This is a genomic window from Desulforamulus profundi (assembly GCF_002607855.1).
The window spans coordinates 1-17,826 of sequence record NZ_AWQQ01000021.1 but is presented as its reverse complement, the minus strand read 5'-3'; the positions used below and the strand labels follow the sequence as shown (position 1 = coordinate 17,826).

General features: G+C 54.2%; 10 protein-coding genes and 5 pseudogenes. 14 read left to right on the top strand and 1 reads right to left on the bottom strand.

The features are described from left to right. Positions 1-426: 426 nt before the first annotated feature. From whiA to P378_RS23960, 10 genes and pseudogenes are all read left to right on the top strand, one after another. Positions 427-1,394, top strand: a pseudogene (whiA, locus tag P378_RS03185) (DNA-binding protein WhiA). After that, positions 1,375-1,899, top strand: a complete 525-nt coding sequence (locus P378_RS20810; protein ID WP_238472820.1) for an MBL fold metallo-hydrolase — start codon at positions 1,375-1,377, stop codon at positions 1,897-1,899. The pseudogene whiA and the gene P378_RS20810 overlap by 20 nt, the downstream one beginning before the upstream one ends. A 44-nt stretch (positions 1,900-1,943) precedes the next feature. Further along, positions 1,944-2,381 (top strand): hypothetical protein, encoded by a 438-nt coding sequence (locus tag P378_RS20805; RefSeq protein ID WP_238472819.1) that lies wholly within the window; start codon positions 1,944-1,946, stop codon positions 2,379-2,381. Positions 2,382-2,441: 60 nt separating this feature from the next. Next, positions 2,442-3,863, top strand: coding sequence for an RNA polymerase factor sigma-54 (rpoN, locus tag P378_RS03175; RefSeq protein WP_099082251.1), 1,422 nt, complete (start codon positions 2,442-2,444; stop codon positions 3,861-3,863). Positions 3,864-3,992: 129 nt separating this feature from the next. Beyond that, positions 3,993-5,038, top strand: a pseudogene (gene gap / locus P378_RS03170) (type I glyceraldehyde-3-phosphate dehydrogenase). A 2-nt stretch (positions 5,039-5,040) separates the two neighbouring features. Continuing rightward, a pseudogene (locus P378_RS03165) lies at positions 5,041-6,221 on the top strand (phosphoglycerate kinase). Between the two features lie 123 nt (positions 6,222-6,344). Continuing rightward, positions 6,345-7,103: a triose-phosphate isomerase gene (gene tpiA / locus P378_RS03160; RefSeq protein WP_099082250.1), complete on the top strand. Its 759-nt coding sequence runs from the start codon at positions 6,345-6,347 to the stop codon at positions 7,101-7,103. Between the two features lie 146 nt (positions 7,104-7,249). Beyond that, entirely contained in the window at positions 7,250-8,800 is a 1,551-nt protein-coding gene (gpmI, locus tag P378_RS03155; protein WP_099082249.1) for a 2,3-bisphosphoglycerate-independent phosphoglycerate mutase, read from the top strand. 93 nt (positions 8,801-8,893) lie between these two features. Then, a complete protein-coding gene (eno, locus tag P378_RS03150) occupies positions 8,894-10,177 on the top strand; it encodes a phosphopyruvate hydratase (protein ID WP_099082248.1) in 1,284 nt (427 codons plus the stop codon). Between the two features lie 745 nt (positions 10,178-10,922). Next, a pseudogene (locus P378_RS23960) lies at positions 10,923-13,950 on the top strand (FAD-dependent oxidoreductase). A gap of 74 nt (positions 13,951-14,024) precedes the next feature. Here the strand turns inward: P378_RS23960 and P378_RS18865 are convergent. After that, positions 14,025-14,372: a hypothetical protein gene (locus tag P378_RS18865; protein ID WP_180260955.1), complete on the bottom strand. Its 348-nt coding sequence runs from the start codon at positions 14,370-14,372 to the stop codon at positions 14,025-14,027. Here P378_RS18865 and P378_RS03140 point away from each other — a divergent pair. From P378_RS03140 to P378_RS03125, 4 genes and pseudogenes are all read left to right on the top strand, one after another. Next, a complete protein-coding gene (locus tag P378_RS03140; protein ID WP_180260956.1) occupies positions 14,283-14,705 on the top strand; it encodes a hydrogenase iron-sulfur subunit in 423 nt (140 codons plus the stop codon). The genes P378_RS18865 and P378_RS03140 overlap by 90 nt on opposite strands. 11 nt (positions 14,706-14,716) lie before the next feature. After that, positions 14,717-15,661: a 4Fe-4S dicluster domain-containing protein gene (locus tag P378_RS03135; protein ID WP_099082247.1), complete on the top strand. Its 945-nt coding sequence runs from the start codon at positions 14,717-14,719 to the stop codon at positions 15,659-15,661. A gap of 17 nt (positions 15,662-15,678) precedes the next feature. After that, positions 15,679-16,682: pseudogene (locus P378_RS03130) on the top strand (4Fe-4S dicluster domain-containing protein). A gap of 22 nt (positions 16,683-16,704) precedes the next feature. Further along, entirely contained in the window at positions 16,705-17,538 is an 834-nt protein-coding gene (locus P378_RS03125; protein WP_099082246.1) for an FAD/NAD(P)-binding protein, read from the top strand. Positions 17,539-17,826: the final 288 nt, after the last annotated feature.

Genomic DNA, 17,826 nt, shown 5'->3' with positions numbered 1-17,826 from the left:
CAAAGAGCCATTACCTGCGATTATAGGATAAGTGCGCCCAATTGCATGACAAATACTGGAAAATGGGAGGTAATATACTCAAAAAATATTAGTTTTCGTCTTAAAATCTAAAAAAAGTGGGTCACTACTGTTAATTAATGTAAATTTTATTTTTTGAAAGAAGTAAAATTAGGGTTTTAAAGGGGTTTTTTCAACACCCTCCTAGGCACCAAACTTACTAACTTACTGAAGAAGGTTCCCGACGAGGCCAGGGCCTCCGAGGGACCTTCTTTTTGTCTGAATAAATGTTCACCAGATTTACCAAGCTAGTTATTACAGTCTTTTTTGTGCCCTCGACAGATTCCCGCCATAGGCATTAAAATTGCAACAAGGCCATATTGTACCATTTCATCTGTGGTATAATATCTTCTGAGTGGAGGGGTGACGATGTCCTTCTCGGCAGTGACGAAAAACGAATTGGCGCGGGTGGTGGGCGGCAAAAATTGCTGCCGGCTGGCAGAATTGGCCGCCCTGATTAAAATGGACGGCAGTGTGCAAATCAGCGGTCAAAAGAAGCTTTCCTTGAACATTGTGACTGAGAATGCGCCGTGGCCCGTAAAATATTTAAGCTCTTAAAAAATCTGTTCGGACTGTCCACCGAGATCCTGGTCCAACGCAAGGTCAGGCTGAGGAAAAACAATGTCTACCTGGTCCGCATACCCTCGCAAGCGGGCATCGAACAAATCTTAAAGGCCCTGGGGATCGGGGAAGGCGGCTTTGCCTTTACCGAAGAGGGAATTGTCAAGGATCTAATTGTCAAAGACTGCTGCCGCAGGGCCTACTTAAGGGGGGCCTTTTTGGGCGGTGGATCTGTGAATAACCCCGAGGGAACTTATCACTTGGAAATTATTACCGATAATCTGAAACACGCCCGGGACCTGGCCGGGCTGATGCAGACCTTTAACCTGCCGGCCAAGGTAAGTCCCCGCAAAAACTGGTATGTGGTCTATCTCAAGGGCAGCGAACAAATCGTAGAGTGCCTGAATCACATGGGCGCCCACGGGGCCCAGTTGGATTTTGAAAACGCCCGTATCTATAAAGATATGCGGAACCAGGTGAACCGCCTGGTCAACTGTGAAACCGCCAATTTAAACAAAACTGTCACTGCAGCGGTAAGGCAACTGGAAATTATTAAATACCTGGTCGATACCATCGGGCTTGATAAATTACCCAAACCCCTCCGGGAGACGGCTGAATTAAGACTGCGGCACCCGGATGCCAGCCTGAAAGAACTGGGGGAACTCTGGGATCCCCCGGTGGGCAAATCCGGGGTTAACCACCGGATGCGGAAACTGGAACGTTTAGCAGAAAAGGTTCGCTCAAGGAAGGAAAACCATGGATTTATCGAAAGTTGACGCAGAGCTGCGGCGAAAAACCAGGGCAGCTGCAGCTGAGTCCTTTAGCAAATACAGGCACCGGGAGGAACCGGCCCCGCCGCCCCCGGGGGCAACCGTAACTTTTTTAGGCACCGGAGGCAATCCCGAAGCTGTTTTGAGCCAGGTCCCCCGTACAGCCGGGTTTGTGCTGGTGGTCAACGGGCTCCGCCTGTACGTGGACCCGGGTCCGGGAGCGGTGGTGCGGGCCCAGGAGGCCGGCATCGACCTGGGAGCACTGGACGGAATTTTTATTTCCCACGGGCACCTGGACCATTATGCCGGGGCGGAGGCTGTTATTGAAGGCATGTGCTGGGGTATGTTTTCCCGCCGGGGATATTTGATGGCACCCAGGCAGATGCTGGAACGGGACAGACTCCTCAGTTGTTATCACCAGGGGCTCAAAACCCATACCGGCTACAAAGGAGGGCCGACGGTGATTCTCCTGCAGGCCCATCAACCAATCCAAATAAAAAAGCAGTTTTAACCCCCGTTCCGGTTCACCACACGGAAGAGAACTACGGCTTTGTTTTGAACACCGGGAATGTAAGCATCGGTTATACCAGCGATACCAATTATATTAAAAGCTATTCCACTCCCGAGGGAATAAAAGAGATGGGACGGCGGGGACCCATCATGGACCTGCTGGAGGTGGTGGATTACCGGAGAGATATCAAGGAAATGTTCAGCCAGGTGGATGTGTTAATCGCCAATGTTACCAGTCACAACGTCTATGCCCACCGGCATATTACCACACTGGGTTTACCGCACCTGCTGCAGGGAAGCAAAGTTAAACTTTGCTTTATTACACACTTTAATCATTGCTGCCTCAGGCCGGAGGACCTGCGGCCCGCCATGGCAGCCTATGTGGAAAACCGGAGCGGTGTCCGGACCCTTTACGCAGCGGACGGCGCCGTATACGATATCGAAGCAATTCTCAAGCAGTTGGCGGAGAATTCAACCGGGTAAAAACGGTCGCGGACCTGTACCGGATGGGTACCATGGTTAACTACGGGAGAGTGATGGATCATGCGAATGGACTTTGGTCTTAATTTGGAGCAAACCCAAAAACTTATCATGACACCGGAACTTCGACAGGCCATCACAGTTTTACAGATGTCTTCCCTGGAACTTACCGAGTATGTTGAACAGCAGGTGCTGGAAAACCCCCTGCTGGAAGTGCGCGAGCATGACGGGGAGCGGGCGGAAGAGCCTGAGGCCTCCCGGGAGGACGGCAACCTGGAAACGGCGGAAAAGAAAGAATTCGACCTGGACTGGGTGGAGTATTTTCAAGACAGCAGCGACCTGGGCATCTCCCCCAACCGGGGTCACAGGGAAGTCATTGAACAGCCCGGCTGCGAACAGTTTGTCAGCCATGCCCCAACCCTGGCGGAACACCTGACCTTTCAGCTCAGTCTCAGCAGGGCAGACAAGGAACTTAAAGCCATTGTCCAGTACCTGATCGGCAACATTGATGCCAGGGGCTACCTGGGCATCAGCCTGGAGGAGGCCGGCGAACAATTGGGCATAGGCCCGGAAAATATGCAGCAGGCTCTCAAGGTGCTGCAGAGTTTTGACCCGCCGGGTGTGGGGGCCAGGGATTTGCAAGAATGCCTTACCATTCAGCTGGATCTTATGCAGGAAGATAACCCTATTGTAAGGAAGCTGGTTGAAGAATATTTACCGGATCTGGCCGGGGGCCGGTTGGCGAAAATCGCGGCCAGATTCAATGTTTTCCCCCAGGAGATCCAAAGGGCCGCAGACATTTTAAAAAAATTGGAACCCAAACCGGGCCGCAACTTCAGCCACCATGACGAGGTCCGGTATATCGTGCCCGATGTGGTGGTGGAAAAGGTTGAAGGACAGTATATTATTTTAGTCAATGACGTGGCGACTCCCCGGCTGACCATCAACAATACCTACCGTACGGTTTTGGCCAAAAATAGTTCCGCAGATCAGAATACCAAACAGTTTGTGGAGGAAAAGCTAAATGCAGCGGCCTGGTTGATCCGCAGCATCGAGCAGCGCAGGCTCACTTTATACAAGGTGGCAAATTGTTTGGTGGAACTGCAGCGGGATTTTTTGGCCCACGGCGTGAAATACCTCAAGCCCCTAAATTTAAAGAAAGTTGCGGATATGATTGGGGTACACGAGTCCACCGTCAGCCGTGCCACTTCCAATAAATATATCCAGACACCCCAGGGAGTCTTTGAAATGAAGTATTTCTTCTCCACCGGCCTGAGCGACGCCAGCGGCACGCAGGTTTCAGCGGAGAGCCTGAAAAAGATTCTCCAGGAAATCATCCAGGAAGAAGACCCCGCCAACCCTCTAAGCGACCAGAAACTTGCTGAATTATTTGGTCAAAGGGGGGTTAAAATATCCCGGCGCACCGTAACCAAATACCGGGATGAGTTGGGGATTCCTTCAACCAACAGGAGGAAAAGATATTAGCCAAAAAAATATCCCATTTTGGCAGGGATATGGCCAGGAATGTTGAAATCTTTTTGTAAATGAGACATACAATTTAATAGAGGCTACGGGTATTGTGACATACTAAAATTCCGAAGGAGTGGATTTTAAATGGCACCAGTCAAAGTAGGGATTAACGGTTTTGGTCGTATCGGGCGGAACGTATTACGCTGTGCAATTGAACGCGGGGAATTTGAGGTTGCCCTGGTGAACCACAAATCCCGCCGTTTGGATTTTAAGGCAATTAACGATTTAACCTATGCGCAAACGCTGGCACACCTGTTGAAGTATGATTCTGTGCACGGCATTCTCAACGCGGACATCTCCGCCACCGAAGACACCATCATGATTAACGGCAAAGAAATTAAAGTATATGCCGAGGCAGACCCGACGAAGCTGCCCTGGCAAGAACTGGGCGTTGATATTGTCATCGAATCCACCGGCCGATTTACCAAAGGTCCCGACGCCGCCAAGCACCTGCAGGCCGGCGCCAAGAAGGTCATTATTACCGCCCCCGGCAAGGAAGTGGACGGCACCTTTGTCATCGGCGTTAACGAAGACACCTATGATCCCGCCAGGCATCACATTATTTCCAACGCTTCCTGCACCACCAACTGTCTGACTCCGGTGGCCAAAGTGCTGCATGACAACTTTGGCATTGTCAAGGGCCTCATGACCACGGTGCACTCCTATACCAACGACCAGCAAATTCTTGACCTGCCCCACAAAGACCTGCGCCGGGCCAGAGCAGCGGGCATGTCCATCATTCCCACCACCACCGGTGCGGCCAAGGCAGTGGCGCTGGTTCTGCCTGAACTGAAGGGCAAGCTGAACGGCTTTGCCATGAGGGTTCCCACACCCAACGTATCGGTGGTCGACCTGGTGGTTGACCTGCAAAAGTCCACCACCGCCGAAGAAATTAACGCCACCTTAAAAGAGGCGGCCGAAGGCCGTCTGAAAGGAATCCTGGAATTCAACCCGCTGCCGCTGGTTTCCAAGGACTTCAACGGCAACCCGCACTCCTCCATCGTAGACGGACTGTCCACCATGGTCATTGAGGCAACATGGCCAAGGTTATCGCCTGGTACGATAACGAATGGGGTTACTCCAACCGCGTGCTGGACCTGGCACTGCTGGTGGCTGAAAAGGGGCTGTAAACATGCAAAAGAAGTCCGTCAAGGACATTGATGTAAAGGGAAAACGGGTCTTTGTCCGGGTTGACTTCAACGTTCCCCTGGACGGAGAAGTCATTACCGATGACACCCGTATCCAAAAGGCTCTGCCCACCATCCAATACCTGATGGACCAGGGGGCCAAGGTGATCCTGGCTTCCCACTTGGGCCGTCCCAAGGGCGAAGTGGTTGAGAAATACCGCTTGACGCCGGTGGCCAAAAGGCTTTCGGAATTGCTGGGCAAAGAGGTTATCAAGGTGAACGACTCGGTGGGACCGGAACCCCGGCAGGCCATTGCAGGCATGCAGGGCGGGGATGTGCTGCTGCTGGAGAACGTCCGCTTCCATGCGGAAGAAACCAAAAACGATGAAAAGTACGCCAGGCAGCTGGCGGAACTGGCCGATGTCTTTGTCAACGATGCCTTTGGCGCCGCCCACCGGGCCCATGCTTCCACCGCCGGCATCGCCGAATACCTGCCTGCGGTGGCCGGCTTCCTGATGGAAAAGGAACTGGAAAACCTGGGCAAAGCGGTCAGCAACCCGGAGCGGCCCTTCGTGGCCATCATCGGGGGCGCCAAGGTCTCGGATAAAATCGGCGTCATTGAAAATCTATTGAATAAAGTGGATACATTAATCATCGGCGGGGGCATGGCCAATACCTTTATCAAGGCCCAGGGCTACCAGATCGGCAAATCCCTGGTGGAACCCGATAAAGTGGACCTGGCCAAAGAGCTGATTGAGCGGGCCAAAGCTTGCAAGGTGGAATTGCTTTTGCCCACCGACGCGGTGGTGGCCCTGGCCATGGAACCAACCTCCCAGCAGAAGGTGGTGCCGGTGACTGAAATTCCGGAGGACTGGATGGTCCTGGACATCGGTCCGCAAACCGCCGCAAGGTTTGCCGCTGCAGCCCAAAAGGCGGCCACCGTTGTTTGGAACGGTCCCATGGGCGTCTTTGAAATGGAGCCTTTGCCAAAGGTACCGAAGCGGTGGCCAGGGCGCTGGCGGAATCCGGTGCCATCACCATCGTAGGCGGCGGGGATTCGGTGGCAGCGGTCAATAAAGTGGGCGTAGAGGATAAAATCAGCCACATTTCAACCGGCGGCGGGGCCTCCCTGGAGTTCCTGGAAGGAAAAGAACTGCCCGGGGTCGCTGCCCTGCAGGATAAATAAAGGTATAGATAAAAATCTAAAGGGTGTTCCGGTAGAAGTGAGAAGGGAAGTCAGGGGAAAAGATTGCAATTTTTCAATCCCACTTCTAACTTGTCACTTCTCGTATGTTAAGGGGGGTTATTCATGAGACAAATTATCATCGCCGGCAATTGGAAAATGCATAAAACCGTTACTGAAGCAGTAAGCTTTGTCCAGGAACTAAAACAAAAGACAGCGGATTCCCGGGTGGAAGTGGTGGTATGCCCGCCCTTTACCGCCCTGGCGCCGGTGGCGGAGGTTTTAAAGGGAAGCCGCATCGGACTGGCCGCTCAAAATATGCACTGGGAAAAGCAGGGAGCCTTTACCGGAGAAATCTCCCCGCTTATGCTGAAAGAGCTGGGGGTTACCTATGTCGTATTGGGTCACTCGGAAAGACGCCAGTACTTCGGAGAAACCGACGAAAGTGTTAACAAAAAGGTAAAAGCGGCGCTGGCACACGGTCTTGTTCCCATCGTTTGTGTGGGAGAGACGCTGGAACAGCGGGAGGCCGGGACCACCGAACAGGTGGTGGCAACCCAGACCAAAGGGGCTTTAGAGGGCCTTGCGCCCGAGCAGGTGGCGGGTCTGGTCATTGCCTACGAACCCGTCTGGGCCATCGGCACCGGCAAAACAGCCTCGGATGAAGATGCCCAGCAGGTCAACGGTTATATTCGCCGGGTGATTGCCGACCAATACGGCGCCGCCGCTGCGGCAGCCGTTCGCATTCAATACGGCGGCAGTGTCAAACCCGGCAATGCCAGGGGCCTAATGTCCCAGCCGGATATCGACGGCGCCCTGGTGGGCGGCGCCAGCCTGAAAGTGGAAGACTTTGCCGGTATCATCGAAAACTCCGCTCATGTCTAAGGGCTCTGCAAGATTTGCGTTGTGATTTGGGCAGCTTCTTACAGTCCTTTTACCCTTTTTTTATTTTCGCTTTAGATTTGAGGTTTAGAATAATCTTGGATAAAGGTATTCGAGCTTCGAACCTCGAAACAAGGAGGTTCCTGAATTTGAACAATCAACGACACCCCCTGGCCCTGATCGTGCTGGACGGCTGGGGGTTGAGTCAGCACCAAAAGGGCAATGCCATTGCCCAGGCGGCAACCCCCAATATTAAGAACTACATGGCCAGCTATCCCTTTACCACTCTGGAATGTTCCGGACTGGCCGTGGGTCTGCCCGAAGGCCAGATGGGGAACTCCGAGGTGGGACACCTGAACATCGGCGCCGGCCGGGTGGTTTACCAGGAGCTTACCCGCATCACCAAGTCCATCAAAGACGGGGATTTCTTTAGCAACCCGGAACTGGTGAAGGCTGTGCAAAAGGTTAAGGAAAACAATTCGGCCTTACACATTATGGGGCTGCTGTCGGACGGCGGGGTGCACAGCCACATCAAGCATCTTTTCGCTGTCCTTAAACTGGCTGTCCTGCAGGGGGTGTCCAGGGCCTATTTTCATGCCTTCCTGGACGGCCGGGATGTTCCTCCTTCCAGTGCCAAGGTCTACATGCGGGCGCTGTTGGCCAAAATGAAGGAATACGGGGTGGGGCAGGTGGCCACCGTTGCCGGGCGGTATTATGCCATGGACCGGGACCGCCGCTGGGAACGCACGGAACTGGCCTACCGGGCCATGGTCTACGCCGAGGGACTGCAGGCCAACTCACCGCTGGAGGCCATTGATATCGGTTACGAACGGGGGGAAACAGACGAGTTTGTCAGGCCCACCATCATCACCGATGACCATAAACAACCCGTGGCCAAAGTATCCGACGGGGATTCCCTGATTTTTATCAATTTTCGCCCGGACCGGGCCAGGCAGATCACACGGGCCTTTGTGGACGACGATTTCACCGGCTTCGACCGGGGACCGGGCAAGCCAAAGGTGCATTTCGTCTGTATGACGGTCTATGACAAAACCATTGAAGCCCCGGTGGCTTTCCCGCCCCACAAGCTGGTCAACACCCTGGGGGAATGGCTGAGTAAGCAGGGATTGAAACAGCTCCGGCTGGCCGAGACGGAAAAATACGCCCATGTCACCTTTTTCTTCAACGGGGGGGTGGAACCGCCCAACCCCAATGAGGAAAGGGTGCTGATCCCTTCACCCAAAGTGGCAACCTACGATTTAAAGCCGGAAATGTCGGCCAACGAGGTTGCAGACGCTTTTATTGATAACCTCAATAAAGAAAAGGTTGATGTGTTTATCATCAACTTTGCCAACCCGGATATGGTGGGCCACACCGGCGACCTGGAGGCCACCAAAATTGCCATTGAAACGGTAGACAAGTGCCTGGGCAGAATTGTTTCCGCCGTTTTGGAAAAGTCCGGCACCGTCATCATCACCGCCGACCACGGCAATGCAGAAAAAATGAGAGACGACCAGGGCGGCCCCCACACCGCCCACACCACCAACCCGGTCCCCTTTGTGCTGGTGGGTGACCGGTACAAAGGCGCCAAACTCCGGGTGGGCGGCAGCCTGCCCGACATCGCCCCCACCATGCTGGAGCTTTTAAATTTACCCAAACCCCCGGAAATGACCGGGGAAAGCCTGTTGCTTAAGGGATAGATCTCTGGGGTCAGGCCAATGGCTAACGGCTAATGGCCAGAGAGAACTGTAAGTTTTGCGCTAAATATAAAATCCACATAGGAGGAATGAACTTTGACAATCATCAGCGACGTATTCGCCCGGGAAATTCTGGATTCCCGGGGCAACCCTACACTGGAAGCGGAAGTCTGGCTGGAGGACGGTACCGTGGGCAGAGCGGCGGTTCCCTCCGGCGCCTCCACCGGCGCTTACGAAGCCGTGGAACTGCGGGACGGTGACAAAGAGCGCTACCTGGGCAAAGGGGTCATCAAAGCCGTTGACAACGTTAACGAAACCATCGGCCCCGAACTCATCGGCATGGACGTCACCGACCAAATCGGCATCGACCGCCTCATGATCGAACTGGACGGCACCCCCAACAAAGGAAAACTGGGCGCCAACGCCATCCTGGGCGTTTCCCTGGCGGTGGCCAAAGCAGCGGCCAACTACTTCGGCCTACCCCTCTACCAGTACATCGGCGGCGTCAACGCCAAAGAACTGCCGGTGCCCATGATGAACATCTTAAACGGCGGCGCCCACGCCGACAACAACRTGGACATCCAGGAATTCATGGTCCTGCCGGTGGGAGCCGACAGCTTCTCCGAAGGCCTGCGCATGGGAGCGGAAATCTTCCATCACCTGAAAGCTGTCCTGAAAGCCCGGGGACTCAACACCGCCGTGGGCGACGAAGGCGGCTTTGCCCCCAACCTCAAGAGCAACGAAGAAGCCCTGGCCGTCATCATCGAAGCCATTGAAAAGGCCGGCTACAAACCCGGACAGGACGTCTTCCTGGGCCTGGACGTAGCCGCCACCGAACTGTACAAAGACGGCAAATACATCTGGAAGGGCGAGGGTGTTACCTACACCGCCGATGAAATGGTGGATTTCTATACCTATTTAGTGGACAAATACCCCATCATCACCATTGAAGACGGCCTGTCCGAAGACGACTGGGAAGGCTGGGCCAAACTGACCCAGGCCTTAGGCAAAAAAATCCAACTGGTGGGAGACGACCTGTTCGTCACCAACACCGAACGCCTGGCCAAAGGCATCAAGGGCGGGGTGGCCAACTCCATCCTCATTAAAGTGAACCAAATCGGCACCCTCACCGAAACCCTGGATGCCATCGAAATGGCCAAGCGGGCCGGCTACACCGCCGTGGTGTCCCACCGTTCCGGCGAAACCGACGACACCACCATCGCCGACCTGTCCGTGGCCACCAATGCCGGGCAAATCAAGACCGGCGCCCCTTCCCGCACCGACCGGGTGGCCAAGTACAACCAGCTGCTGCGCATTGAAGAGGAGCTTGGCGAGCTGGCCAGGTATCGCGGCAGGGAAGTTTTCTATAACCTGCGATAAGTAACATACCTGGACAATTTCACCTGTTCATCCGGGCAGCTAAGGACCGGTGGTTGAATGGTCCCCTAACCCGAATAAACGGACAAATCCCTTCATAAGTATCTTTTGAAGGGATTTGATTTTCACTACAAAAAATGTTCGCAGAATTTTATACCAATTTAGACAAATAGTCACAGCGAAATTTATTGTGCTTGTTCCGTTTTTTTAATCCCCCTAAAATATTCGAAAAGAACTAACATTTTTTAAAATATTCTAAAATAATTGACACTAGTTGGAAGAAACTATATACTAGCCATAAGGACAAAAGTGGCGGAATTACGGTGTTTGCAAGTTTATTGTATACAGTTAATCCTTTGTGTGTGGTAATTTATATTAATAATGGGACTGTTGGACGATTACACCATAAATAGTATCTTCGTTACGCTGGTTTGTCGGGCCGGTGACGTGATACTATAAAGTTGCACTTCGAAAGAGCCGGCGTAAGACAAGCTGTCAAAGAATGTCATCACCCGTTGGTTATACAAATATATCCAAGTTTGTTAAGTTTAGTACAAGCAGCCTGCTTGTTTATTAATTGGTTACATAACTATTAGGGGGTGAAGCCTCCATACCATACTTTAATGGCCCCCTAAAAGTGAAGCGGGATCTGGATTCTAAATTCCCCACCAAGGGGTTAAGTGTGTTTATCGGGGGTTTTTCTTCTGCCCCTGGAAAAGCGTAAATAGGAGGACGGTGTGATGCAGAGATGACAACAAAGCCTGATAAAACAGGAGCCGTATTAGTGGTGGGCTCCGGCATAGCCGGTATCCAGGCATCCTTGGACCTGGCGGAATCCGGCTACTACGTATACCTGGTGGAAAGAGAGCCGGCCATTGGCGGGACCATGCCGATGCTGGACAAAACCTTCCCCACCAACGACTGCTCCATGTGCATCCTGTCTCCCAAACTGGTAGACTGCGGGAGACACCTGAACGTACAAACCCTGACCAACTCCGAAGTCACCGGCTGGCAGGGGAACCCGGGAACTTCAAAGTCACCATCAAAACCAAAGCCCGTTACATCGACCTGGCCAAATGCACCGGCTGCGGCAGCTGCGCGGATGCCTGCCCGGTCAAAGTAGACGACGCCTTCAACCAGGACTGGGCAAGCGGAAAGCCATCTACAAACTATACGCCCAGGCCTTCCCCAACGCCTACGCCATTGACAGCAGCAAATGCCTGAAATTTAAAAACCTGAACAACGAAAAACTCTGCGGCAAATGCTTAAAAGCCTGCCAGGCAGGYGCCATCAACCACCACATGCAGGACGAAGAAATCCAAATTGAAGTGGGCTCCATCCTGCTGGTACCGGGCTTTGAAACCTTTGACCCGGCACAATTGGCGCTGTACAAATACGGCGAACTGAAAAACGTCGTCACCTCCCTGGAATTCGAACGCATCCTGAGCGCATCCGGCCCCTTCGGCGGCCACCTGGTGCGACCCAGCGACCATAAAGAGCCTGCTAAAATCGCCTGGATCCAGTGCGTAGCTCCCGTAACTGCCGGATCAACCATGGCTACTGCTCCTCGGTATGCTGTATGTATGCCATCAAACAATCCGTCATCGCCAAAGAACATGCTGACTACGACCTGAACACCAGCATCTTCTACATGGACATGCGGACCTACGGCAAAGAATTTGAAAAATACTACGAACGCTCCAAAAAACAATACGGCGTCAACTTCATCCGCAGCCGCGTCTACGGCTTAGACCCTGGCGAAAACGACAACATCAGCATTCGCTACGCCTTAGAAGACGGTACCGTCATCACCGAAGAATTCGACATGGTCGTCCTGAGCGTAGGCTTAGAACCCAACAAAAAAGCGGTCGAACTGGCCAAAGAACTGGGCGTAGAACTGAACCAGTACAACTTTGCCGACGTACCGCAACTGACCGGCGTTGCCACCAACCAACCGGGCATCTACGTAGCCGGCGCCTTCAGCGGCCCCAGAGACATCCCTGAGACCGTCATGCAGGCCAGCGCCGCCGCCGGAGAAATCCAAAAACTCCTGGCCGAAGCCAAAGGCACCCTGACCAAAGCCAAAGAATACCCGGCCCAAAAAGACGTGGCCGGAGAAATCGTGCGCACCGGCGTCTTCGTCTGCCACTGCGGCATCAACATCGGCAGCGTCGTAGACGTACCCTCGGTGGCCGAATACGCCAAGACCCTGCCCGGCGTCGTCTACGCCACCGACAAACTGTACGCCTGCTCCCAGGACGCCAGCGCCCAAATCAAAGAAGCCATTGAAGAATACGGCTTAAACCGCATCGTCGTGGCCTCCTGCAGCCCGCGTACCCACGAGCCCATGTTCCAGGAAACCCTCAAAGAGGCCGGCCTAAACCCGCACCTCTTTGAAATGGCCAACATCCGTGACCACTGCTCCTGGGTACACCAAAACGAACCGGCAAAAGCCACCGAAAAATCCAAAGACCTGGTCCAAATGGCCGTTAAAAAAGCAGCCCTGCTGGAGCCGGTACAACCCATCACCCTGCCCATGAACCACGACGCCCTGGTCATCGGCGGCGGCGTGGCCGGCATGAACGCAGCCCTCAACCTGGCCGACCAGGGCTACCAAGTCTACCTGGTGGAAAAAGCCGAAGAACTGGGCGGCATTGCCAAGCGCATCCACTACGGCATGGGCGGCGAAGACGTGCAAGCTACCTGAACCAACTGATTGACCAAGTCAAAACCCATGAAAAAATTAAAGTCTGCACCGGCGCAACCGTAACCGACGTACACGGCTTCATGGGCAACTACGAAACCAAACTCAGCAACGGAGAACAAATCAAGCACGGTGTCGCCATCATCGCCACCGGCGCCGAAGGATACCAGCCCAAAGAATACCTCTACGGGCACAACAGCCGGGTGCACACCCTGTTAGAACTGGAAAGCATGATTGCAGAAGACAAACTCAAAAACTCCAACAACTACGTCTTCATCCAGTGCGTGGGCAGCCGGGACGACGAGCGGCCCTACTGCAGCCGCATCTGCTGCACTAAGGCCATCAAACAAGCCTTAAAAATCAAAGAAAAGAAACCCAGCGCCAACATCTACATCCTGTACCGTGACATCCGGACCTACGGCTACTTCGAAGACCTCTACACCGAAGCCCGCCGCAAGGCATCATCTTCGTACGGTACAGCGTAGACAACAAACCGGTGGTCCAAGAAACCCCCGCCGGGACCAAAGTAACCTTCGTGGACCACGTCCTGAACCGGCCGGTAGAAATCTACGCCGACATCATCGGACTGGCCAGCGCGGTTGTCCCCAACGACAACACCGCGCTCTCCAAACTGTTCAAAGTACCGGTAAACGCAGAAGGCTTCTTCCTGGAAGCCCACCTGAAACTGCGGCCGGTAGACTTTGGCACCGACGGCGTCTTCATGTGCGGCCTGGCCCACGGGCCCAAAAACCTGGAAGAAAACATCGCCCAGGCGAAAGCCGCAGCGGGACGTGCCGCCACCGCCCTGGCCAAAGAAAACATCCAGACCGACGGCAAAGCCGCCTTCGTCAACAAACGCAAGTGCGTGGCCTGCGGTGTCTGCGTCGAAGTCTGCCCGGCCAAAGCCGCCACCCTGGTCACCGACGAACGGGGCAACACAGCAGCCGACGTCAACCCGGCGCTTTGCAAAGGCTGCGGCGCCTGCTCCTCCTCCTGCCGCAGCGGCGCCATCAACGTCAAAGGCTGCAGCAACGAGCAGATCATGGCCATGGTGCAAGTGGTTAGCTGGTAGCCTAGCGGGTCATCCTCTGGGGTCCAGCCATCAGCCGTCAGCTTTTGATGGTTAGTAAAACCCCGGGCCTGCACCTAACAAGCAACAACAAAAAGAACAAGGGTCAGAGCGGTGCGCAGCACCGCCTGACCTGAAGAAGAGGATAGATAACACCATGCCGGGGCAGCACCCACAATAGAAAACTCAAGGAAAACCCTAGAACCAAAAGCAACAACCATAAAAACCAACCTTAAAATACAAACCAAAGCATAAAACCAACAGCTAAAGCTGAAGGCCGATGGCCGATGGCTGAAGGCCGAAACAGCCAACCGCTGTTTCCAGGAGGGAAGAAAATGGCCGAACAAGAACCCAAAATCGTCGCGTTTCTCTGCAACTGGTGCAGCTATGCCGGAGCGGATCTGGCAGGGGTAGGCCGACTGCAATACCCCCCGAACCTGCGCGTCGTACGCGTACCCTGCTCCGGACGCATCAACCCGCTGTTTATCATTGCCGGCCTAAGATCCGGCGCCGATGCAATCCTGACCTCCGGCTGACACCCCGGCGACTGCCACTATGTTAGTGGCAACCTGGTAGCCCGCCGTAAATTCGCCCTGTTGAAAAACCTGTTAAACTACATGGGCGTCGAAAACGACCGCGTCAACTTCACCTGGGTATCCGCCTCTGAAGGCGCGCGATTTGCAGACCTCATCACAGACCTGACCGGCAAAGTCAAAGCCATGGGACCCAACAAAGGACTATTTCGCAAAGCGGAGTGAGGTGAGAGGTAATGAACGTAACCGAAAATATTAAAGAAACCGCCAAAAAACTGCTGGCCGACAAAAAAGTCGACCTGGTAGTGGGATTTGCCCAGGGAAGCCTGCCCCTCCGCAACACCCCGTACTTTGCAAGAACCCCGGAAGAGGCAGAAAACCTGATCTGGAGCGCCACCTGCGAAAACAACCTGGCCAACTTCGTGAGAAAACGGCCGGAAAAAGTAGCCGTCATCGCCAAGGGCTGTGACGTGCGTGCCATCGTGGGCCTCATCAAAGAAGGCCAGATCAACAAAGACAACCTGACCATCATCGGCGTACCCTGCGAAGGCATGGTAGACCGTAAACAAATCTGCGAACTCGTCGGCTGCAAAGACATCCTGGAAGTCAACGACACCGGCGCCGAACTGGTGCTAAAAGGCAAAGACTTTGAAAAAACCGTCGCTAAAGCCGACGTCCTGTTCGGCTCCTGCAAGACCTGCCAGTACAACACCCCGGTCCTCTTTGACGAACTGATCGGCGAAGCCGTACCGGCCAGAGAAGCCGACTACGCCGACATCGAAGCATTTGAGGCCATGAGTGCCGAAGAGCGGAACGCCTTCATTGCCAAAGAAATGGAAAAATGCATCCGCTGCTACGCCTGCCGCCAGGCCTGCCCCATGTGCTACTGCACCGAATGCTTCGTCGACTGCGGCGCCCCTGCCTGGATCGGCAAAAGCGCTGCCAGCGTAGACGACAACGCCCTGTTCCAGGCCGTGCGAGTCTTCCACCTGGCCGGCCGCTGCGTCGACTGCGGCGCCTGTGAAAGAGCCTGCCCCATGGGCATCAAACTATCCCTTTTAAACCGTAAGATGGTAAAAGACGTCAAAGAACTCTTTGGTGCCGAAGCCGGCGTGAGCTTAGAAGACCCACCGGCCTTAAACACCTTCCAGTTCCAAGACAAAGAAGACTTCTTGCTATAGGAGTGAGGTGAAAAAGGATGATCATAAACAAAAGCGAAATACCAAGTTTACTTGACAAACTGGCAGCTGAATACCGGGTGATGGCCCCGGTGAAAAAGGACGGCATGGTGGAATTCGCCGCCATTCAAAAGGGCGAAGAAGCCTGCCTGGACTACATCAACACCAAAAAGCCCGGCAAAGAAATCCTTTTCCCTCAGTCCGAAGAACTCTTCAACTACACCGTGGATGCTGAAGGAGTAAGGATGCAAGACAACGTTGACCCGCAGGCCACCGTCGTATTTGGCATGCGCCCCTGCGACGTGAAATCCCTGGTGCTGCTGGACAACGTCTTTAAAAACGACCAATATGAAGACGTCTACTACCTGACCCGCAGGAACAACACCCTCATCGTAGGGCTGGGCTGCAACGAACCGGCAGCCACCTGCTTCTGCTCCAGCATCGCCTGCGGCCCCTTCTCCAAGGAAGGCAGCGACATCTTCCTGACCGACATTGGCGAAGCCTACGTCGTGGAAGGCATCAGCGAAAAAGGCAAAGAACTTTTAGCCAAACTTGGCCTTGCCGAAGCCGGTGAAGCAGCCAAAGCCGCTGCGGCCAAACTGCAGCAAGAAGTCAAAGCCGACGCCACCGTCAACATCGAAGGCCTGAGCGCCAAACTGGGCGGCATGTTCGAACACCCCTTCTGGGACCGGCTGCACGAAAAATGCCTGGGCTGCGCCGCCTGCACCTACCTGTGCCCCACCTGCCACTGCTTTGACATCGCAGACGAGGCCACAGACTGCAACGGCTGCCGGGTGAGAAACTGGGATGCCTGCATGTTCCCGCTGTTTACCCTGCACGGCTCCGGCCACAACCCGAGACCGGGTGGCAAAGCCCGCTGGAGACAAAGACTCCTGCACAAATTCAACTATTTTGTAGACCGGTACAACGCCACCGCCTGCGTTGCTGCGGTAGGTGCATCAAAAACTGTCCTGTAAACCTGGATATTCGCCAAGCCCTGGCTGATGTCCGGGCATTGGACTAGCGGAAGCGAGGTTGAAAAACAGATGAGAAACCCCTATCTACCGCTGCCGATGAAACTGGTGAAGAACTTCACCGAGACATCTGACAAACTCATTCACACCTTCACCTTTGAATACCTAAACGAACAAGACGCCGAAAGCTTCCAGTACCAGCCCGGCCAATTCGCGGAAGTCATGGTCTACGGCAAAGGGGAAGCCCCCTTTGGCATTGCCTCTTCCCCCACCGAGAAAGGTATCCTGAAATTCTCCGTGGCCAAAGTGGGCGTAGTCTCCACCGCCCTGCACATGCTGGAAGAAGGAACCATCGTCGGCGTGCGGGGACCGCTGGGCAACAGCTACCCGCTGGAGCAGCTGAAGGGCAAGAGCCTGACCATCATCGGCGGCGGCTTTGCCTTCACCACCCTGCGTTCCACCATCCAGTACATCCTGGACCCGGCCCACCGTGGCGACTACGGCGATCTGACCGTCATCTACGGTGCCCGGAACCCCGGCCTCTTGCTGTACAAAGACGAGCTGGCCCAATGGGATGCCCGGTCGGACATCAACCTGATCACCACCATTGACCGGGAAGTGGAAGGTTGGACCGGCCGCGTGGGCTTCATCCCCACCGTTACCAAAGAAGTGGCACCCAAGACGGATTATGCCATCATCTGCGGACCGCCAGTAATGATCAAATTCACCCTGCCGGTACTGGTAGAGTGCGGCTTCACCCCGGACAGGATCATCATGAGTCTGGAAAACCGGATGAAGTGCGGCATTGGCATGTGCGGCCGCTGCAACGTAGGAAGCAAGTATGTCTGCAAGGACGGCCCTGTATTTACCAAAGAGCAGCTGGATCAGCTGCCCAATGAGTATTAAAAGAGAACTCGGGAATCATTTGCATATAAAAATCAGGGACTGGTCTCGTTACCAGTCCCTGATTCAATATTCCATAGGATAACAAGCATAAGAGCTTACCTGAATTAAGTTGTCAAGGTATTGACACTTTGGAAATAAATAACAGCTCCCCTTGTTATCCTAAAATGTTCTTGGTGAGCCCCAGAGGTTAACTTAAATTAAAGTGGCGCCGAAGGGAAGTCTTGACGGACGGGGTCCCCGCGTGTGGTACAATCGAGTAACCGGCGGGGCGCAATCTGTTAAAGCAAT